We start from the raw sequence: 20,119 nt of genomic DNA, 5'->3' as shown, positions 1-20,119 counted from the left end.
AGTTTTCACAAAACTTGGAATCGAGAGCGTTGAGATGGTGGCAACGGGGACATTCCTTCTTGTCTGTCTGGGTCAGCACACTTTTCGGCAGCTTTTTACCGCAGTTCAAGCAGAAATCGGCGTCGGGCGGGTTTATGGCGCCACAGTAGGGGCATTTCATTGGATGATCACTTACCTTTTCTTTTCATGATTTTTCAACTTGATCAACACAGTGATGTTAGTCGTCAGGGAAGGGTGTTGACGCAACAATATAGTTGTCGTTACCACCAAGAAACTCAAGTTCACCATCACCGTTGACTCGATAAACAGTGTCCCATCTAATTCCTGAACTCAGTGTTGGTGGTGTATTGACTCGAACAATTGCATAGCCGTCTTCAAATCCCGGCGTTAGTGAGATGTTGTCCCGATCAACCTGCAAGCCCCTGCTTGCTAAATCCGCGCGCACCCAGTCCAGCAACTGATTCTGCGTTAAGTTCTTCATATCAACGGTTCCGCTTGAGCTGGCATCACTGGTGTCGTCGGTATCATCGTCTGTGTCGTCTGTATTAGCCGACGGGTTATTGTCGCTGCTGCTTGATGATGACGCAGAATCGGCCTGTTTCGGGGTATTCATTTTGATCAGTTTTGTATCACCCAAATTGTCCGAAGACACGCCACCGGACTCAAAACACTTATAGACATATGCCAGCGGATGCTGCCAGGTAAGATAGACAAAGATGCCCGAGCCGGACAGTGATTGGCGGCTAACTTTTGTGAAAAGGTTATTGATTGTTGCTTTGCTTCCTGGTTTAAGCCGAATCGTTCCGCTTTGGGCAGTTCGTTGTCTCTCTGACCAGTCGGGTGCAATTATCTGAAACTTTGAACTATCAAAGATGATTGGTACGGAGGAACCATTTACAACGGTCATGGTAATGATATAGACCGCCCCAGCGTTGGAATCTGCAGTTTCGTCCTGATCGGCCTTAAAGGTAAAATGAATATTCCGAGTAACTTTGGTCGGGAGATCACTATATGCGACAGCTTTGGTCTGATTAGACGGCTTCTTTGCTGAGGACTCTTTAGCAGAAATGTGGTGCCCCGGTGCTGACGTTCCTGCAGCAAATGGATTTTTTCCGACGAATTGGCCCGGCAGATCACAACCAGAAAGTACGATCAGTCCTAGGAAACACAGACAGATTAAGCGTATGAACCGTTTCATAAAGTCATCCCCCCAGTCACAAAGACGGCAATCGCGTAAGCAACGTTGACGGTACCGCCAATTAGGCCCATAACCGCCATGACTTTGGACAGGCGGTGGACCTTTGTCACTAATGCCCAGCTGCTAAAAATGATTGCCAGAACACCAACGACTCCCCAGAGGTTGATGAACCAGCAGCTGAGTCCAAAGATATAGCCGAACAAAGCTAAAAAGCTGAAGCGTCTTTCATGAACAGGCGCATCGGCATCATCTGTACCATTCTCTGGGCTGGTTGCATCTTCGGCAACTGGCATAGGTTCGGCCGCTGATGCGTCGATATTGGCATCAGCTGTCTCATCCTCGGCATGCTCGGACGTTGACTCTTTGGACTGGATGTTTTCCTGAACGGCCTTTTCTGGTCTGTCCGGTTCTGCTGCGGTCTGTTCTTCGTGAGCAGGTGCATTGTCATTTTTCAGCTCTGGAGCGGGCGATGATTCCACAACATCACTCGGGGTGACAGCTTCTGATTCTGGCTGTTCAGGTAAGTCCTGATTTTTCTCCTGCTCAATTTGAGCAGTTGAATCAGACACCTCCTTCTTCGGCTCAGCGACTGGTGGCGCAGGTGTCACCGCATTATTTTTGGGCACATAATCTGCCAGACGCACGCCGCACTGGTCGCAAAATTGCTGCCCTGGTTCAACCGGTGCGCCGCAGTTGGGACAGAACAGTACCTGCTGTTGATCACTCGCCATGAATGCAACCTCCCCATTTGATGTATCTAAAGTAGCGCATATTCAGGAGTGAATGCTCAAAATTGTGAATATGCAACGCCACCACAAAGAAGCCCTCCAATGACCCTCATCAATGCAGGACTCGTTGAAACACAGCGGATGGAAATTAATAGTTCAAGTTGGCGACATTTTGATCTGGAATTTCTTGAAACTCGTCCTCCAGATACCGGAGACCATACTTTTGCTGGGCGTAAGTGACATCGTTGTCTGTCAGTTTTCTATTCCAGTCTTTGTAGGGCGGCTCAATGTAATACTCGACTGCGGCTAACTTATGCCAGCCTTTTTTGGCAAATCCAAGAGCAATGACACAAACTTTTTGTGACATTCCTGACGTGGATCCCCGATATTCCAGATAAATGTCATTTGGGAAGAACACGCTATAGCCGTTTTCGGTATCATCGTCGTTATCGCTGATGCAACCATTCTAATAGCAGACGTAGCCGAGCTCGTTGAGTTGTTTGATGCGCGCCTTCAAATCCTTGTCAGAGTACATATACGATTGCCAACGAGCCTCTGGTGTCGGGTACTTCTCCACTGTTGGGTCCCACACTGTGTTGCCGTCTTGATCATAACCGGTTCCGCGACCGTCGGCGTCATGATTTTCCTTGTAACGCTTGTCTGTCCGTTTTTCTGCAGCAGTTTCCTTGGGAGTGTTTTGGGCATTGCTTTCGCCATCGGCTGATAATTTGATGGCCACCGCAACAATTGCAACCAGTCCCAATAGAGCGAGGCCAACTATGATGTTTCTGGTGTAATGGTTTTTCTTAGGCTGATTTGTTGTCGGTTTCTTATTGTCGCTAGCCATGCAGTTAGCTGCGGTCAGTGCTGCCCCGCAGTGCGGGCAAAACTTTAACCCGACTTTGATCTTGGCACCGCAGTATGGGCAGTACATAAATTGGTGTTGGTCATTCGCCATGACTAAAACCTCCCCATAGTGTCTCTGGATTAGCGCGGCGACTAGTGTGAATGTGCGACGCCACTACAAAAAAGTCCCTAACGTTTGAGGGTTGGTGGAGGCCTTTACCTGTGGCGTGCGTTTTATAATTGGTCAGATGCCGCCAGCACCACCGGCGCCGATAATAGCGCCAAAGATAGTACCGAGCAGTGCTGCGGCAACGCTCGCAATCATTAAGACCGTGCCGGCTTCCTTTCGCCCGCGACTGCGGGCTAAATAACCGAAAATCAGTCCGACGACGCCAAAAAGAATGGGAACGACAAGCAAGGATACGATAGCACTGATCCAACCGATGACCAGCAAGGCAGTGTGCTGATTTGCTGGTTGAGTACTGGTGGGCGTACCAACGTTAGCGTTAGTATTTGCTCCAGCCGAGAATTGTTGATACGCATTTTGTTTCGGAGCAGCCGGTGCGGGTTTTGCGGGCTCAGAAGGGGCTGGCTGCGGCGCCTCCTGAGCAGAACTTTCTGACGTTGAAGCAGTGTCCTCCAATGCCGCCCCGCAGTTTGGACAAAACTTTAACCCAGTTTCAATTTTGCTGCCGCAGTGCGGACAATACATAAAATGCTGTTGATCATTCTCCATGATTACGACCTCCCTATCGTGTCTCTAGAGTAGCGCGGCGGCTGGAGTGAATGTTCAGAATTGTGTATTTGCAACAGTTGGACTAAGACAATGGGCAGATTAGCAGGGAGTTTGCCAAGCTGGCTTTCACTGGCTACAGGAATAGAAAAAAGCACGTCGCTAGGGCGTGCTCCAGAACTTGAAAACTATTTTACTTTACTGCTCCGTTGCTCATCCCAGCAATAATGTTCTTCTGGAAGATGACATAGACAATCGTGATGGTAATGATCCCAACGACGTACGATGCGAAACTAGGCCCGTAATCGTTGAAATATTGGCCCGTATAGTTGTACTGAAAAAGCGGCAACGTCCACATCTTAGAATCCTTGTTCAAAATCAACAACGGCAGCATGAAGTCGTTCCAGAACCACAACGCGTTCATGATCAGCGTTGTCGCGTGCATCGGTTTCAGCATCGGGAAGACGATCTTGAAATAGGTCGTGATCTTGCTGGCACCGTCAATTTCGGCGGCTTCATCCAGACTCTCGGGCACGCCCATCTTAATGAACCCCACGTAGAGGAACAATGTCTGCGGTACCGCGTAAGTCAGGTACAGCAGCATTAACCCCCACATGTTGGCCAAGCCCAGCTTGCTCATCATGACGGTAATGGGAATCATGATGACTTGGAAGGGCACGAAGATCCCGAGGATCAGGAAGCTGTACATCAGGCTGAACGCTCGTTTCTTCGAAATGTTCCGGGCAATGGAGTAGGCAGCCATGGGCACGAAGAACATGACCAGCAGAACCGATATGACAGTGATCACCGTGGAGTTCCAGAAGTAACCGCCGATGCCGTCGGCCAACAGCCGCCGGTAGTTATCCAGTGTACCAGGATTGGGGAAGGAGAAGAAATTCCCCATGATGTCCTTCGTGGTCTTGAAGGAACTGAAGACGGTGACCAGCAGCGGGATCAGAATGAGGATGCCGCCGACGGTCAACAGGATATATTTGCCAATGTTGCGTGTTTTCTTTTCTGTTTGCATGACGATCCTCCTAATCGATCTGGAACTTCTGGGATACCTTGATCTGAATCAGCGAAATGATGGCAATCAAGATGAACAGCACCAGGGCAATGGCGTTGGCGTAGCCGTACTGGTTGTTCTTAAAGGCGTAGTTGTACACCAGCAAGCCCAGGGACGTGGTGGCGTCGCTGGGACCGCCGGACGTCAAGGCGAAGATCTGGTCGAAAGCCGTCAGCCCGCCTTTGAGCGCCATGATGAAGACGATGGAGATACTCGGCAGCAGGTAGGGCAGTTCGATCTTCCAGAAGATCGTAGTGTCGTTGGCCCCGTCAATACGGGCGGCTTCCTTGATTTCTTCGGGAATGCTCTGCAACCCGGCTAAGAAAATAACGATGGGCATGGCCACCCCTTGCCAGATCATGACGAAGACCACGGCCACGATGGCGCCGCCAGCGGTACCCAGCAAACTGGTTTCCAGCGCTTTGATGCCAAAGAACGAACCGATTGCCGGCAAGCCGTAGTTGAAGATCTGCTTGAAAATCAAGGAGACCGTCAACCCGGACAGGACGGCCGGGAAGAAGAACCAGGCCCGGAAGAACGTTTGGCCGTGGAACTTGGCGTTTAGGACCCGGGCAAACAGAATGCCCAAACCGATTTCGCCAATGATCATGGCCAGGGTCAAGATGATGGTGAAGCCAATGGCCTTCATGAACTTCGGGTCGGTGGCGAGGATCTTGTAGTTATTGAAACCGACTAGGTGGAAGTTATACGTCAGCCCGGTCCAGTCGGTAAAACTGTAGAACGCCCCTTGAATCAGCGGCACGTAGAAGAAAATGAGCTGCAATAGGACGGGGACGATCAGGAACAACCAACCCCAATATTTACTGATAAATTTCTGTAAACGCATGTTGTTTTCCCCCTCCTTAATTGCTGGCCTTCATCGGATTGAAGAAGGCGTTCAACGCGTTCACCAAATCCGACTTGCTGCCGTTCAACAGGTAGTTGGTGGTCAGTGTGAAGAAATCATTCTCACTGGTCCAATCCTGGGCCAGCCAAACGAATTGATGCTTGGTAAAGGCGTACTTGGTGATGCCGCCCAGCGGCGAATTGACGCCCGCCTGCTTGACACCGATGACAGAACATGGCGACCCATCAACATCATAATATTTCTGCATCGCTTGGGGCGTAGTCATGTAGGCCACGAACTTTTCAGCCGCGGCTTTGTGTTTGGAACTGGATGAAATGGACAGGGCCAAGTCGCCGGAACCCACGGTGAGGCTTTCACCCTTTTCTTTACCCGGGAAGGCAAAGGTGCCGACCTTAAACTTGGGTTTCTGTTGCTGAATAACCGGGTAGGCCCAGGAGCCGTTGGGCATGATCAGGGCATCGCCCTTGGTGAAGGCCACGACGGCGTCGTTGTAGCTGGCCCCGCGCCAGTTATTCTGGGCGGCGTTGTTCTTGCGCAGCAGATCAAGCCGGTTGAAATCCTGCTGCATGACCGGGTTGCTGGCTTTGATACCGTTCACCGGACTGAACCGCAAAACTTGATTGGCTTTCTTCGCACTGCCGGCAACGGTGGCCAGGGCCAACTGATGATAGCCGTTCAGTGTCCAGCCTTCAGTCCCGGCGAGAGCGAAGGGCGTCTTGCCCTGCTCACGGATCTGTTTAACGAGGGCTTCGAATTCAGCCCAAGTTTCTGGTACTTTCAGCCCCATTTTGGCAAAGGCGGTTTTGTTGTAAAAGAACCCGTACACGTTGGCAGTCAGCGGTGCGTTATAGACCTTGCCGTTAATGGCGAATTGCTGGGCGTAATTGTTCTTGATGTTCTTTAAGTAAGGGGCCTTCGTCATATCTTCGAAATAGCCGGCTTTCGCCCATTCCCGGTAATCGATGTTTTGCGGATAGATGTTAATGACGTCGGGCACATCACCAGCGAGCACCCGGGTCTTCAATACATCGCCCGCGTTAGGGACGTTTGTGACTTTGACCTTGATCTTCGGATTCTTCTTCTCGAAGTCCGTCGCAATTTGCTGCAAGGTCGTGGACATTTCCTTCTTCTGGTTGAAGAATTCGATGGTGGTTGTCCCGTTACTGCTGTTCTGGTTGCTGCCGCAAGCGCTGAGCAGCAAGGTGGTACTGGCGGCTAACAGGCTGATGCCGAGGATCTTTGTCAACCAATGCTTCATAATCTCCCACTCCTCTTAATTGATCGCTTTGAAATGATACTGGTGTGTCGTGAAGTCCTGCCGCTGTAAGGGCTGATATAACCCCATGTGCATCAGCTCGTCGCCGCCATAAACGGTGTGGGTGGCAGTGTCTTCATACTGCTTTGCCGGATCCAGTCCGGCCATTTTTACGATATGGAACGCCGGCTGGCCGTTGTTCAGCAGGTGGAACGTGAACAGCAGCGCTTCGTTCTGGTCGGCAGAAACAAACATCCAGGCATAATCATTGCCGCTTTCCAGCCGGAGAAAATGGCCGAATTGGATCAGCGGGCGGATCTGCTTGTACGCGGCGACTTGGGCCGCGACTTGTTTCTGTTCTGTTTTCGTCAGCTTGGTGAGGTCCAGTTCGTACCCGAACACAGCACTCATCGCCACGTTGCCCCGCGTCGCCAGCGACGTGCTGCGGCCAGTCTGTTCGTTTGGACTGACCGACACGTGCGCGGTGAAGGTGTTGGGCGGGTAGACCAGAGACGTACCATATTGGATGCCTAAGCGTGAAATGGCATCGGTGTTGTCGCTGGTCCAGGATTGCGGCATGTAGTAAGCAAAACCGGTATCAATCCGGCCGCCGCCGCCGGAACAGCCTTCCCACAATACGTCAGGGTACTTGGTGGTCAGCTCTTCCAGCAGCGCGTAGAGCCCCAGCATATAGCGGTGGAGCACTTCTCCTTGACGGGCAGCCGGCAAAGCGTGGGAATAGATGTCGCTCAGATGCCGGTTCATGTCCCACTTGATGTAGTCGATGTAACCCTGATCAAGCAAGTCAGAAAGCTGGCCGGCAATATTGGCGCGTACATCCTCCCTACTTAAATCTAGCACATATTGGAAGCGGCTCGGCGATGGTGCCCGTCCTGGTACCGCTAACAAATAATCGGGGTGGGCGCGATAGAGGTCAGAGTCCTTGGAAATCATCTCTGGTTCGACCCAGAGGCCGAATTTCAGACCTTGGTTATGGACGTAATCGGCGAAATGCTTCAAGCCCAGCGGGAACTTGTGGCTGTCCACGACCCAGTCGCCCAGAGAGGTGGTGTCATCGTCCCGGTGACCGAACCAGCCGTCGTCCAAGACAAACATTTCGATGCCCAGTTTCTTGGCGGCATCCACGATAGGGCGCAATTTTGCTTCATTAAAATCGAAGTAGGTGGCCTCCCAATTATTGACGAGGATCGGCCGTTCTTGGTCGCGGTAGCGGCCGCGGACCACGCGTTCCCGAATCAGGCGGTGGTAAGTCTGGCTCATGGCGTTCAGCCCTTGGTGGGAATAAACGAGGAGGGCTTCCGGCGTTTGGAATTCAGCGCCGCCGGCCAGTTCCCAGGTGAAACCAGCGGGATTGATCCCGGCGACGACTCGGACTTGATCGATTTGATCTTTCTCTACCGTGAGGGCGTGGTTGCCGGAATAAACTAAGTCGATGCCATATACATCGCCGTGGAATTCATCAGCGTCCGGGGCGGTGAGGGCGATGAAGTTGTTCATTTGGTGGCTGGTGGTGCCGCGGGTGCTGGCAAACTGTTTGATTCCGTAACCAACGACTTCTTTCTGGAGATGACGTTCGTTGGCGTGGGCGCCGGGGAGCGATAGTACGCGGTAGTCGCCGGCGGGGAAGTCGAGTTGGACCGACGCAGCCTGTTCCAAAGTGACGACGGGCTGATCAGCCGGATTGCGGAAACACACGGAGCGGGCAATGACTGCCCGGTCGCGGTAAATGGTGTAGTACAGGTCAGCCTGTAAGCGGCTAGGCTGGTCCACGACGGTCACGATCAGGGTGGCCGCTTCATCGGGTGATTCCACATAAGCGGCAGGCAGACCGGGCAGTTTCGGTTTGCCCGGGACGATTCGGTGACTCGCATAGACAAAACGACTGGCTTGGGCGCCATCGGCCTGACGAATCACGAAGGCTGGAATGCGAAAGTCCGCTTCGCCGCGACTGCTGATTTCTTGGGGCAGAGTGTCTAACGAAAAGCCGCGTTCCGGCTCGGCCACCGGCAAGTTGCCGGCAAAGCCGCGATCCTTGCGAGGGTAGCGCCGTTCACCGTGGTAACCGGCGACCGCTTGGCCAAAGTACAAGTGGCCGAGCACACCGCCGTCTTCGATGGCGAATATGTAGCTGATCTGCTGGTTATGCAAATGGAATACCTGCGTTTTTGCGTCAAATGCAATCAAGTCTGCCATGAAAAATCCTCCTGTTTAGTGCAACCGTTTTCTATACTGCTTAGTGTACGGATTATGCGCAGTGAAAAACATGGCGGTGCCGGCCTATTCCATGGCATAATGATAAGTGAACATTTTGACAGATATATTAGGAGGAAGCCGGATGGAGTTTGAATACAAGCGGGTCGATATTGAACATGTAGACTGTAACGTTGTTTTTTATGGTCGAGAGCAGACCCGCCCTAACTATGCGTTCGGGGGAAACAACGTGCGGGACAGCTACGTACTCCATTACATTGTTTCCGGGAAGGGCCGGTTCGCCAGTGCCGGCCGCAAATCCGTGGCGCTGGGAGCGGGGGATTGCTTTTTGCTGCCGCAATCTGTACCCTGCTTTTACCAGGCCGATGGGGAAGACCCGTGGGCCTACGAATGGATCGGGCTGACCGGCATGCATTTGGGGGAGTTGTTCGACCGCAGCGGATTAGCGGATAAGTATTGGCTGCGGCATGTTGACGGCAGTGCCTTTCAGGAGCAGTTCGCGGCGTTGTTTCAGGGCCTGCACAGCGGGCGGGCGGCAACTTTGGCCAATGAGCTGCAGGTCCAGAGCCAGCTGTACGCAATGTTTTATGCCCTATTAACGGAATTTCCGGGGAAAGGGGCGCAGGAACGGGTCGGCGCCACCGCCACGATGAACCAGGCCGTCGCTTTTATGCGCCAGAATTACCCGCGGCGCTGCAATGTCACCGACGTCTGCACCGCACTGCATGTGTCCCGAACCTATCTGTATACTCTTTTTCGCCGGTTTGTCGGGATGAGTCCGCAGCAATATTTAACCCAAATGCGGATGGACGAGGCAAAACAGCTCTTGCGCACGACTGATAATGCGGTGGATGAGGTGGCCGCTCGGGTGGGTTACAAGGATGCGTTTACATTCTCGAAAGCGTTCAAGCGGGCGGTGGGAGCGAGCCCGCGGGAATATCGGCAATAATCTGAACACGCCTTGAAGCGGACTGATTTTGCTGCTGTTTCCTGAAAAAATATCAAATTATTCTTTGAGCGGGAATGAAAATAGAAACGCCACGGCTGCCGCTTTAGACCGTAGAGCGGTTGCTAGGGTAGTGGGATGTTCGATATAATAATAGTGTAAGGATTTCACATAATGTTTTACACGTTTGAGAGGAGAGGTATTTATGAAACGCACGTATGCAACACTTGCTGCAGCGGCGCTCTTGGGGATTAGTGGGGCATTGGTACCGGCTGCAACGGTACACGCGGACGGCCCTGGCCCGGGGACGGCGGACTACAACTTGAGCGCCAACACCAGCGTGACCAGTGGTCAAAAGTTCTTTGAGGCGGCTCAGGGCAACAGTGCGGCCACGGCTAAATCAACGGCCCAGTTCACAGTTGAGGGCGGCACATTGCAATTAATCGCCGTACCTGACTTGAACTTTGGCCAGATCCCGCTGACAACGATCGTTAGCAGCGGTGATAAGGCGCTGGAAAACAACTTGGTGAGCAGTGCAGACACTGATGCCACGTCTAAAAACGTGACTGCGTTTGACGGGAACAGTTCTAGCAAACTGATTGTTAATGACCTGCGCGGGATCACCGGCGGCTGGACTTTATCGACTACGCTGGGCACGCAGTTTACTTCCAAGACAGCCGGTGCACCGGCGCTGACGGGGATCACATTATCCTTAGCAGCCACGGGGACCAACCAAGTGAACGGGACAGTCTCCCTGGAAGGTAACGGCATTGGCGCATCCCCTGTTGATGTAGCGACGGCTACCGGTGCTGATCAAGGTAAAGGGTCCACAACTTGGGATGTCAATACCGCGGCTAACGCGAGCTTAAAGTTCCCTGGCCAAAGTGCTTATATTCCGGCAAGTGCGATTTATCAGTCGGACATTACTTGGACTTTGACCGCTGGCGCATAACGTCTGAATTAGTTTCAGATGACGGTACTCGCCGTCATCACTACTTAATAAGAAAGCGAGGATCAGTATGGTCATTAAAAAGCGCTGGATCGTGCTGCTGATGATCTTTTTGGTGACGCCGCTGCTGATGCTCGGATCAACCAACACGGTGCGGGCGGACGACGCAGCGACTGGCGCGCAATTCTATCTGGCGCCGGTTTATCCAGCCAACCAAACGGACAAGACTTTGGGTTACTTCGTCTTGAAGGTGACCCCAGGGCAAAGAGGGTCAATCAGTGTTCAGGTGCAAAACACGAGTAAAACCAATACTCGGAAGATCCAACTGACACCGACGGCCGCCACCACGAGCGACGCTGGCCAAATCAATTACTCGCCAAGCCCCAAAAAGGTGGACCCGACACTGGCGCACCCGCTGAATCGGTTATTTTCTAAACCGGTAACGATCACCATTCCGCCGGACGAAAGCAAAGTGGCTACCTTCGAATACATCATTCCAGAAGCTGGATTCAAGGGCCAGATTCTTGGCAGTATTCATGCGCTGGATGTAACCGAAGAAAAAAGCACCACGGGCCAGTTTGGCCTGCACAATAAATTTGCGATGGCAGTGGGCATCATTCTGAGTCAGAATCCGACCCAGACGTTGGCCCCGGATCTCAAGCTGCAGCAAGTCCGGCCGGGAGTGAGCAATAAACACCCGGCAATTTTGGCCCGGATACAGAACCGTGCCCCGCAGCTTTTTCGCGGCATGACGATCAATGCCAAAATCACCAAGCAGGGCGAGACGAAGACGATTTATCAGTACAAACTGAAGGACGGGTCCATGGCCCCGAATTCCAACTTTGACGCACCAATTTTGGGCGATGAAAAGGGAATTCCGGCTGGGGATTACACATTGACGATGACAGTTCAGGCAGAGGGGAAGACCTGGCGGTTTAAACGCAACTTCACCGTGACCGACAAAGAGGCGGCGAAACTCGCCGGCGCGAATAATGCGGGCAACCGGCAGCCGCCATGGCAAAAGTGGCTTATCTGGGCGGCTATCGCCTTGGCCGTGCTCATTGCCGGTTATGGTCTCTACCTCCTCGGCGTGCGAAGGGGGCATAAAAATGACACGGCGGATGCGCACCATTCTTAAAGCAAGCCTTATTTTGAGTTGCGGTCTTATGCTGGGCCAGGTAGTGTCCCCCGATCAAGCGCGGGCCGCGGACAGCACTGCTCAGTTCACGGTTGTGGATGACCGCACCGTGCCGCCCAAGGGTGATGAAACACTACCGGAATCAGGTATTAAGCCCGGCGGAGACAAAGACACTGGGCATATTCCCCAATTGAATGAACAGACCAGCCCTTGGCTGGTCATTATTGGGGTGGAATTGGTTATTTTGACGGGAATGGGCAGCTGGCATTTACGGAAGAGGGGGCGGCAACAGTGAAGAAATTTCTGTTGAAGCTCCTGGTGGCACTGAGTTTAGGGATGGTGGCGAGCGGCAGTTTATTGACGAACACCGCTGGGCCACTGGCGCTGCAACCGGTGATGGCAGCAACGGATGTGCCGAGTCAAGGTGAACATCCGAAATCTGCTGCCGGCTGGTCTATTGGCCCAATATTTGGTGCTTACTTAATTAGTAATGGCTTGACCAAACAGCCGGCAGATGTGAACTTCGTCAAGGGCACCACAGCAAGCGCAAGTATGGTCTCGACCTTTTCTGATCAATGGGTGGGCGGGTATAACATCACTAGTGTCAACGCCCGTGTTTACCAAGGAAATGGCCAATGGGCCAATGCGGGCTTAACGTCCTCTATCGCGAAATCAAAGCCGACAGCGACAATTGCCTATAATTTAAGCAATCTGGATGTTGGTACGTATTACTTTCAATTCTCAGTAACATACAGCAGCGGCACCACATCATATAGTGACATGATCACAGTGAATGTCGCCGCCGCCCCTAAGGACGCTGAAAGCATCAGACCGGCACCCAAGCGGCCAACGATCTTCTGGGGGGAAAGTACGGCGGTTGATGCTAATTTACTGCCGCCGGATAGTACTTCCGTAGTCACCTGGACACCCCCTGCGGCAACTACGGGCAGTTTGTCGCCCATGACGGGGCTAACCACCAACTTTACTTCAGCCCAAATCGACGCCAATGCAGCGGACGCCCGGTTAAATTACGACAATGGATTGCCGGTAACTATTGGGGCAAACGCAACGAATACCGTTGTTCCGGGTACGGTTGGCGGCACGACTCAGGTGACGGTCGGCGGCTTGGTGCGGCAGGATGCCATCGCTGGCCGCAGCTTTTCATATTCGCCCGCAACGCTAAACGATATTATCTTTCCTGAAGGCATGACCCCGAGTTACCAATGGACGGTGTATAATGCCAATCGGCAAAAGGTATCGACGTCAGCGGTACTTAATAATCCATCGTTTTCTTGGGCAAACGTCGCAAAGCCGCCGGTAGCTGACCGGTACTACCTGCAACTGAACATTATTTTAAAGAGCGGATCCAATACAGTGACTTGGCGGTCGAACCTGGCCCCCTTGGTCGTAATGACACCAGCATCCCGGCTCATCGCCGTGCCTAACTTGCGTTTTCTCGCATACGCCAACGGTGCATTCCGGACGCCATTGATTGGCGATTTCTATCAAGCTGGCGGTGTGACGTTGCGTTATTCCGCATCGGCTGCTCAGGTTGGCAATGGCACTTACGACGGGAATAATACCGGCTTTCTGGCGGTGCAAACCGTGGGCCAAAACTGGAACTTATCAGTTCAGGCCAGCGGTTTTACCCATCAGTTGTCCGGTTTGTCGCTGCCCACTAATCCGACATTGACGCTGGCCGTGCCGCTGGCTAACGGCGGATCACAAGTCGTGTCTGTGCCAACTGGGGACGCGGCAGCACCGGTCACAGTGCTGGCTAACCAAACGACGAATTATTCCAGCAATCTCAATAGTGCGACGACCCTGCAAGTGCCCCAGACCAGTTTCATGCTGACGGGGAACTACCAATCCAATCTGACTTGGACACTGACGCAGGCACCTTGATTTGAACACGTAGACACCTCAACTTCATATGTGGAGTTTGGGGTGCTTTCTCGTTTATGGCGCGCTACAATATCATTATTTGGGGAGGGAGAGACGGTAATGGCTTGGTTGCGGGAACTCACTGTGGACAATGTGACCGTAATACTGACTTTGAACAAATCACGGCTGCCATTTCAAGTACAGGCATATCAGCCGTCATTGTCGATGATTGATCGGATGCTCAAAGTCACTTTTGCAACAGACCATCTGAAGGTCGGCGACGAGTTGGTGATGCATTTGCTGAATGCTGACTTGGATTACGATGACGAAAGTTCTGACGACAGTGCGTATCAAGTAGTTTATCGTCAAGGCAGCGGCAATAACTATGTCGCTGCCTTGGCTGCAGTACCGGATCCGTTGCGGCAGGCGTCATACATTCAGTGTGCAGCAGACGAACAAGGTATTGTCCTCGATCTATTGCGGGGACTGCAACCTGAGGAAACGCTCTGCTTTGGTATTTTTACCGGATCAACGGAGGATAACGATGATGTGTGGGATGCCATCTCCGATGTAGGCAATCCGGCCGAATGGAGGGCACCCACGGTCTTGCCGTCTGATATGCACACTTTGCTGTGGCCAGAACAAGACACAGATGGAATTCCAGCTACGGAAGTGAGCTTGTTCGAGATGCCGTCGACACCTTCGGCAATACCGAGAATGCAGTCTGTGGTGAAGCGCGGGAATTCGTTGTCGTTATATGGTAAGACCGGGGCACCCCGCGGGCGGTATTTTGAATGGGAATCGTGGCGGCGCAGTCAAGGAGGCGGCAGAAAATCCTAATCGAAACTTTTCAACGGCGATCTTTTCTGAAACAACGAAGTGACGTATTGACAACGCCGCGGACTCGGGAAATATGGCGGGACGATGATTGGGCACAATTTGGTCGGGCATATCAATGGATGCGGGGTCAATATAGTCAGCGTGTACAGCCATTACCGCCAGCAAAGGCATTACTTTGGGGCTGGCCCAGTCCCCATTTTGAAGACATGCAGTACAAAAGATTGAATGATCCTCGGACGGCTTCTGTACGTATCTGGGCGGAAGTACCAGATGACTTGATTCTTGCCAGTAATTTTGATGGATGGCACTATATATTGAGTGAATTACGATTTCATCGAAATAACACAGATATGCCTATTACTCAGGACTGGGAAACACTATTTGATCGACAATGGCTGGTGGCCCATGACTTCTACAACGAGAAATATTCTGGTGACCAAGTCGTCTTCCCCTACATTCGCCGCGAATGGATTCAAAAAGTGAAATATTTCCGCGGGCAATATTAACCGCACAACGAAAACTGGTGCCGATTTCTCCATCCAAGGAAATCGGCATCAGTCTTTTTAATTTCCTAACATATCCAGATACTGCGCAATCATCCGATCAAAACTGGTACTTGCCGGTATCGCAGTATTATGAAACCATCCGGCACCAACGTTGATCACCTCACCCACGATCAAGTTGCGCAGAGTCCGGGCGATGACGATTTGGTCGGCCTGATCAGTGCTGTAGACTGCACATAACCGCATTAATAGGTCGTTCAACGCAACCACGGCGGTAGTGGCCGTGCCTTCCTGCAAATGCCGCGGGGTTGTCAGGATGAAGCGGGTGAGTCGAATATTCTTGAGCCCCAGAGTCCGGCAGACTTGGGCAAATCTCAAAATCGCCGCCCGGCCGGATAAACCGAACAGCTCAGTCTTCAGCACCTCGGTGAGTTCGGTGACACCATGCAAGAAAACCGCCGCGCGCAGTGCATCTTGATTGGGATAATAACTATACAGGGCTTGGGATCGAGTTCCCAGGGCGCGGGCAATATTTGAGAACGTCGGCATCTGGTCGGCGGTGATCAGCGTTATGGTTTGGGCAATGATTTTTTCTGATGAGAGAACTTGGCGTGACACGATAAACGCTCCTTTCGGCTTGACTAATACATAGTGTAACCTATAATTACAACTTGTAAATAGAAAAGTGGGACCTTGAAAGGAACTTTATCGTGAATATTGTATTGCTCATTGCCGTTGGTTTCATTGTTGGTCTGTTTGTCATCAGCATGGGCGGTGGTGGCGCGGCCATTTACTTAGGCGTGCTGACTGCCGTCTTTCATTTAGCGCCGGATCGGGCAGCGGCCACGTCGCTGATTACTGCCCTGCCATCGCTGGTCATCGGATCGTTCGGCTATTTCCGGCAGGGCAAGATCAACTTCCAACTTGGCAACCAGATGCTAGTGGCCGCTTTGCCGGCAGTGATTGTCGGGTCGCTGATTTCGCCGTACATTCCAGCTACTGTTTGTCAGTGGATCGTCGGCGTGATTTTGTTTCTGCTGGGCGTTCAAATTTTTATGCAACGCAATCACGGCAGTAAGCGGGACACCGCCCAGCCCAGCCGGCTGAAGGCCAGTCTGTACGGGGTTTTGAGCGGCTTAATGGTAGGTGTCGCCGGCTTGAGCGGCGGTGGGCCGATTCTGGCCGGCTTGCTGCTGATGGGACTCGATATGTTTGCCGCAGTCGGTACTTCGTCCTACGTGCTGGTAGGCATGACGTTGGTGGGGGCCCTATTGCATCTGTCTGGCGGCCGCGTGGATTGGACTGCCGGCATTGGGTTAATGATTGGCGCGATTGGCGGGGCCTTGCTGGCACCTTTCTTATTGAATAAATTGAGTCAGAATGCGCACACCCAGGGGTATCTTAAGTTGTTCATCGCGGTTCTGCTGATGATCATGGGCGTAAAGACCGTGTTTTAAGCTTCTTCCGGCACTTTCTTCGCCGTGATCAGCGTGACGATCAGGAGCACGGCAGTCGACCCGCCGTACGCCAGCCAACTAGCGGCGGGATTGATGCCATTGGCGATGCTCAGGAAGACAGCTTGACCGATTGGCGCACCAATTAAAGTCACCATACTGACTACGCCGGCCATGGCGGCCAGTTGGTGTTCTGGGACGCGCATCATTAGCAGGGTATTGATCCGCGGATTGATTTTGCCCATCAAGTAACCAGAAATGAAGAGGCTGCCGATGATCAAGCCCGTGGACCATTGGCCGAGGAAGGCGATCGCCAACAGCAACTCGGCACCCAAACTGAGGGCCAGCAGCTGCATCAGGGAAAGTTTCTGCAAGCCGTCAGCGGCGAAAAGCGAGCCGAGGATGAGGCCGATGGAGGACGTCATGCTCAGCACGGCCACGGTGTAGCCGTAATTGCTCAGCCACAGATTGGGCGTGGACAAGAGGGTGACCGACATTATGCCAGCATTGGCCGTCATCAGCATGTTGATCAGCAGCGCGAAGATGATCAGGATAAATAGAAAGCGGTCGTGGTGCAAAAAGGCCAGCGTACGGCGCATGCTCTGTATCAGCGGCAGCCGCTGGTGCAGAGCGGCTGCCCGTTTCGGCTCAGCAGCCTGCAAGGTCCGCCGCTGGCGTATCAGCGCCCCGGCGCTGAGCAGAAACGTGGCCGCGTTGAGCAAGCCGAACAGGGCATAGTTGTGGTTCAGCAGGACAATCACCGTCGCGCCCACGCCCTGGAAGACTGTCTGCACGGTGGTCCGGGCCGCGGTGGAGAAACTCAAGGCCGCATTCAGCTCACTGGCCGGCAACAGATGCTTATACAGCGGCAGCATCAAGCCGCTGCTGTATTGGCCGCAAGTATCGGAAACGATGTTGACAAGCAATAACAGCAGAAATAACGGTACTGTAGCTGGCAATGTGATCACCACCGCCAGCACACCGAACAACGCGGCCTGGACCAGCCGGGTGAGAATCATCCAACGGGTCTTGCGGGGTGTTTCATCCGCCCAGTAGCCAGTGACCATGCTTAATAAGTTAGGCAGAAAGGTGGCCATGGACGCCAACGAGACGGCCAGTGTTTTGAATGGCGTGGTACTGGCATAGATAATGAAAACAATGTTGTATAAACTATCGCCGATGCCGCTGAGTACACTGGCAGTGATCAGAGCGCGGTAGCCGCGGTTGTGCAAGTAATCGTGCATGGGAAAAACCTCCTTGAACGCTTGTAAGTTCAGTTTAAGGAGGTTTCTGCATGGCCATGGTACAATTTTACTATAGGAAAAAAGAAAGGCGGACCGACATGATTGCCAATGGGACATTATTCAAAAATCTGCGGCGAGACCGGCATCTCACCCTCACCGAGATTGCCAGTGATCAGATCTCCATCGCGGCCATCAGCAAGTTTGAACGCGGGTTGGCGGACATGACATTTCAGCGCTTTGAGTATTTGCTCGGCCGAATCAATGTTTCACTGGAAGAGTTTCTCTTTCTCCGCGCTTGGCACAATGGAGAAATCGGTCAGACCGCCATGTCGGCGTACCGTTTTAACAGCCAAATTGACGCTGCATTCATTAATCGTATGAAACAATTAGCCAATCTGACCAAACAGGTCCAGCCCCAAGCGGTGATCGACCAGTTGCAGACAGAAATCGATCAGTATTTGCGGCCGCCGGTCACCCGCAAGAAGCGGTTCATGGCCCTGGGTATTCAGTTTTATCAGATGATCATCCAGGTGAACCGCAGTGAATCAAGCAAAGACGCTGCGGCCCGTAGCTTGTCCCAGACTTTGGCGCAAGTCGAAAAAATCGCCCAGCCTTTTGTCAGTTACGTGTATAGCATCGAGAACTGGGGTTACTTCGAACTGCTCTTTTTTCTCTTGCTGCATACCGCGATTCCCAATGCTACGAAGCATCAGCTGCTGCCCATCGCCGTGAGGCGCTCCGCTCAATACCAGAGTTTTTCGCCGATTCAAGGGTTGCGTTACGATTTACTCTTTGGACTCTTTTCGGACTTCATCAATGCCCGCCAGCTCGCGTGGGCCAAAGAAACACTGACCCTGATCGACCAGGTACTCAAAGCGGAACACGATTTGACCCACGCCAACCGGCTGCTCTTTTGCCGCGGCTGGTATACATTGGTAGCTGGAGATGAGGATGAAGGGGTCAAGACGTGCCGCCAAGCCATCAGCATCGAGCATATCCTGAATCAGCCCCAGGCTGCCCAGCATTACACGGAGATCCTAGCGAATGTACGCCACTTTCGGGATGTGCCGGACCAGGGGGCCTATTTTCTATAACCTAAAAATCCCGCCCAGAGGCAGGATTTTTAGAGAATTACGCCAGGGAGAAATCCACCACATCCCGGCCAATGATCTTGCCGGCTTTCATGTCGTCAATCATCGCGTTCAATTCGCTTAATGGTCGCGTCTGCACGATCGGTACAGCCTTGCCTTCGGCGGCGAACTGGAATGCTTCGCGCAGATCTTGGCGGGTACCGACCAGGGAGCCGACCACAACAATACCATCCAACACAGATTTGATGATGTTCAGTTGCATGTCACCCTCCGGCAGGGATGCTCACGAGCCGGCCCATGGGCCGCAGGGTTTCGATGGCGGTATCGAAGGCGGTCTTGTTCACCGCAGAAACTACGGCGGCATGGACCCCGCCGACTTTGTCCTTGATGATCTGAACGATATCATCCCGTAACGGATTCAGGGTCATGTCGGCCCCCAGTTCCTTGGCACTGGCCAGTTTCTCATCGCTGGTATCAATAGCGATGGTGTGCAGGCCAAAGACATTGCGGGCATACTGCAAGCCCAGATTGCCCAGGCCGCCGACCCCGACAATGGCGACCCATTCGCCGGGATGGGGATCCGTCATTTTCAGCCCCTTGTACATGGTTACGCCGGCACAGGTGATGGACGTGGCCTGGACCGGATCCAGATCATCCGGCACGGGCACCGCGTAGTCGGCGGCGACAATGGCTTCTTCAGCCATCCCGCCGTCCACGGAGAAACCAGAATTCTTAGCGGCCCGGCACAGGGTCTCGTTACCAGTGTTGCAGTATTCGCAGTCGCCGCAACCGGACTGGAACCAGGCCACAGAGACCCGTTCGCCCAAGTGGCGGCTGGTGACGCCTGGTCCCAGGGCGACCACCCGGCCGACGCCTTCATGGCCGATGATCCGGCCGGGCACGGCGCCGAAATCCCCGGAGGCCACGTGAATATCGGTGTGGCACAAACCGCAATATTCCATTTTGAGTTTCACTTCACCGTAACCGGGTTCTCCCAGCTCTTTGTCAACGATGTCCACGTACCCATCGGAGTTGGCGCGCACTACTGCTGCTTTCATAACTTCCGTCATCCCTTTCGTGACTTGAAAACGCTATTTTGAGATAAACTCAGCGTAACAAGTCGCTTCGTTACTGCACAAGGGGA

General features: G+C 53.0%; 20 protein-coding genes and 2 pseudogenes. 9 read left to right on the top strand and 13 right to left on the bottom strand.

Translation table 11 applies throughout. The features are described 5' to 3' along the window. Positions 1-7: 7 nt before the first annotated feature. From FMM01_RS16810 to FMM01_RS11075, 10 genes and pseudogenes are all read right to left on the bottom strand, one after another. Positions 8-160: pseudogene (locus FMM01_RS16810) on the bottom strand (double zinc ribbon domain-containing protein); the annotation flags it as partial. 57 nt (positions 161-217) lie between these two features. Further along, positions 218-1,198: a hypothetical protein gene (locus FMM01_RS11115; RefSeq protein ID WP_150392561.1), complete on the bottom strand. Its 981-nt coding sequence runs from the start codon at positions 1,196-1,198 to the stop codon at positions 218-220. Then, positions 1,195-1,929 carry a zinc ribbon domain-containing protein gene (locus FMM01_RS11110; RefSeq protein ID WP_150392560.1) on the bottom strand — a complete coding sequence of 245 codons (735 nt, stop codon included), beginning with the start codon at positions 1,927-1,929 and terminating at the stop codon, positions 1,195-1,197. Before FMM01_RS11110 ends, FMM01_RS11115 begins: the two co-directional genes overlap by 4 nt. A gap of 145 nt (positions 1,930-2,074) precedes the next feature. Further along, positions 2,075-2,293: a hypothetical protein gene (locus tag FMM01_RS11105; RefSeq protein ID WP_150392559.1), complete on the bottom strand. Its 219-nt coding sequence runs from the start codon at positions 2,291-2,293 to the stop codon at positions 2,075-2,077. 99 nt (positions 2,294-2,392) lie between these two features. Next, positions 2,393-2,884 (bottom strand): zinc ribbon domain-containing protein, encoded by a 492-nt coding sequence (locus FMM01_RS11100; RefSeq protein ID WP_150392558.1) that lies wholly within the window; start codon positions 2,882-2,884, stop codon positions 2,393-2,395. 132 nt (positions 2,885-3,016) lie between these two features. Further along, positions 3,017-3,508, bottom strand: a complete 492-nt coding sequence (locus FMM01_RS11095) for a zinc-ribbon domain-containing protein (protein ID WP_146995564.1) — start codon at positions 3,506-3,508, stop codon at positions 3,017-3,019. Between the two features lie 190 nt (positions 3,509-3,698). After that, positions 3,699-4,532 (bottom strand): carbohydrate ABC transporter permease, encoded by an 834-nt coding sequence (locus FMM01_RS11090; protein WP_150392557.1) that lies wholly within the window; start codon positions 4,530-4,532, stop codon positions 3,699-3,701. 10 nt (positions 4,533-4,542) lie between these two features. Continuing rightward, positions 4,543-5,418 (bottom strand): carbohydrate ABC transporter permease, encoded by an 876-nt coding sequence (locus FMM01_RS11085; RefSeq protein WP_027828239.1) that lies wholly within the window; start codon positions 5,416-5,418, stop codon positions 4,543-4,545. A gap of 16 nt (positions 5,419-5,434) precedes the next feature. Next, positions 5,435-6,697 carry an extracellular solute-binding protein gene (locus FMM01_RS11080; protein ID WP_027828240.1) on the bottom strand — a complete coding sequence of 421 codons (1,263 nt, stop codon included), beginning with the start codon at positions 6,695-6,697 and terminating at the stop codon, positions 5,435-5,437. 15 nt (positions 6,698-6,712) lie between these two features. Further along, on the bottom strand, positions 6,713-8,908 hold the full coding sequence (locus tag FMM01_RS11075; RefSeq protein WP_150392556.1) for an alpha-galactosidase: 2,196 nt from the start codon (positions 8,906-8,908) through the stop codon (positions 6,713-6,715). Positions 8,909-9,050: 142 nt separating this feature from the next. Between FMM01_RS11075 and FMM01_RS11070 the strand changes: the two genes are divergently transcribed. The 7 genes from FMM01_RS11070 (at position 9,051) to FMM01_RS11040 (ending at position 15,189) form a co-directional block, all read left to right on the top strand. Next, positions 9,051-9,875, top strand: a complete 825-nt coding sequence (locus FMM01_RS11070; protein WP_027828242.1) for an AraC family transcriptional regulator — start codon at positions 9,051-9,053, stop codon at positions 9,873-9,875. A 202-nt stretch (positions 9,876-10,077) separates the two neighbouring features. Next, positions 10,078-10,824, top strand: coding sequence for a WxL domain-containing protein (locus FMM01_RS11065; RefSeq protein WP_150392555.1), 747 nt, complete (start codon positions 10,078-10,080; stop codon positions 10,822-10,824). Between the two features lie 67 nt (positions 10,825-10,891). Continuing rightward, positions 10,892-11,959, top strand: coding sequence for a WxLIP family cell surface protein (locus FMM01_RS11060; RefSeq protein ID WP_150392554.1), 1,068 nt, complete (start codon positions 10,892-10,894; stop codon positions 11,957-11,959). A gap of 43 nt (positions 11,960-12,002) precedes the next feature. After that, positions 12,003-12,254 carry an LPXTG cell wall anchor domain-containing protein gene (locus tag FMM01_RS16300; protein ID WP_190973348.1) on the top strand — a complete coding sequence of 84 codons (252 nt, stop codon included), beginning with the start codon at positions 12,003-12,005 and terminating at the stop codon, positions 12,252-12,254. Continuing rightward, on the top strand, positions 12,251-13,864 hold the full coding sequence (locus FMM01_RS11050; RefSeq protein ID WP_150392552.1) for a WxL domain-containing protein: 1,614 nt from the start codon (positions 12,251-12,253) through the stop codon (positions 13,862-13,864). The genes FMM01_RS16300 and FMM01_RS11050 overlap by 4 nt, the downstream gene beginning before the upstream one ends. 99 nt (positions 13,865-13,963) lie before the next feature. Next, positions 13,964-14,683, top strand: coding sequence for a hypothetical protein (locus tag FMM01_RS11045; protein ID WP_150392551.1), 720 nt, complete (start codon positions 13,964-13,966; stop codon positions 14,681-14,683). Then, complete coding sequence (locus FMM01_RS11040) at positions 14,638-15,189, top strand: DUF3841 domain-containing protein (RefSeq protein ID WP_150392550.1); 552 nt, start codon at positions 14,638-14,640, stop codon at positions 15,187-15,189. The genes FMM01_RS11045 and FMM01_RS11040 overlap by 46 nt, the downstream gene beginning before the upstream one ends. 57 nt (positions 15,190-15,246) lie before the next feature. Here the strand turns inward: FMM01_RS11040 and FMM01_RS11035 are convergent, their stop codons facing one another. Next, entirely contained in the window at positions 15,247-15,804 is a 558-nt protein-coding gene (locus FMM01_RS11035) for a TetR/AcrR family transcriptional regulator (protein ID WP_150392549.1), read from the bottom strand. 92 nt (positions 15,805-15,896) lie between these two features. Here FMM01_RS11035 and FMM01_RS11030 point away from each other — a divergent pair, with 92 nt between their 5' ends. Next, positions 15,897-16,643: a sulfite exporter TauE/SafE family protein gene (locus FMM01_RS11030; protein ID WP_150392548.1), complete on the top strand. Its 747-nt coding sequence runs from the start codon at positions 15,897-15,899 to the stop codon at positions 16,641-16,643. On the opposite strand, the gene FMM01_RS11025 is transcribed toward FMM01_RS11030, so the two are convergent. Further along, positions 16,640-17,884: an MFS transporter gene (locus FMM01_RS11025; RefSeq protein WP_190973347.1), complete on the bottom strand. Its 1,245-nt coding sequence runs from the start codon at positions 17,882-17,884 to the stop codon at positions 16,640-16,642. The two genes, FMM01_RS11030 and FMM01_RS11025, sit on opposite strands and share 4 nt — an antisense overlap. Before the next feature lie 50 nt (positions 17,885-17,934). Here FMM01_RS11025 and FMM01_RS11020 point away from each other — a divergent pair, with 50 nt between their 5' ends. Next, positions 17,935-18,978, top strand: a complete 1,044-nt coding sequence (locus FMM01_RS11020; protein ID WP_150392546.1) for an Rgg/GadR/MutR family transcriptional regulator — start codon at positions 17,935-17,937, stop codon at positions 18,976-18,978. 37 nt (positions 18,979-19,015) lie between these two features. Here FMM01_RS11020 and adhP read toward each other — a convergent pair. After that, a pseudogene (gene adhP / locus FMM01_RS11015) lies at positions 19,016-20,033 on the bottom strand (alcohol dehydrogenase AdhP). Positions 20,034-20,119 lie beyond the last annotated feature (86 nt).

The sequence above is a fragment of the Schleiferilactobacillus harbinensis genome (assembly GCF_008694105.1).
Taxonomy (GTDB): Bacteria; Bacillota; Bacilli; order Lactobacillales; family Lactobacillaceae; genus Schleiferilactobacillus; species Schleiferilactobacillus harbinensis.
The sequence above is the reverse complement of the archived record's forward strand: the minus strand, read 5'-3'. Positions and strand labels throughout refer to the sequence as shown.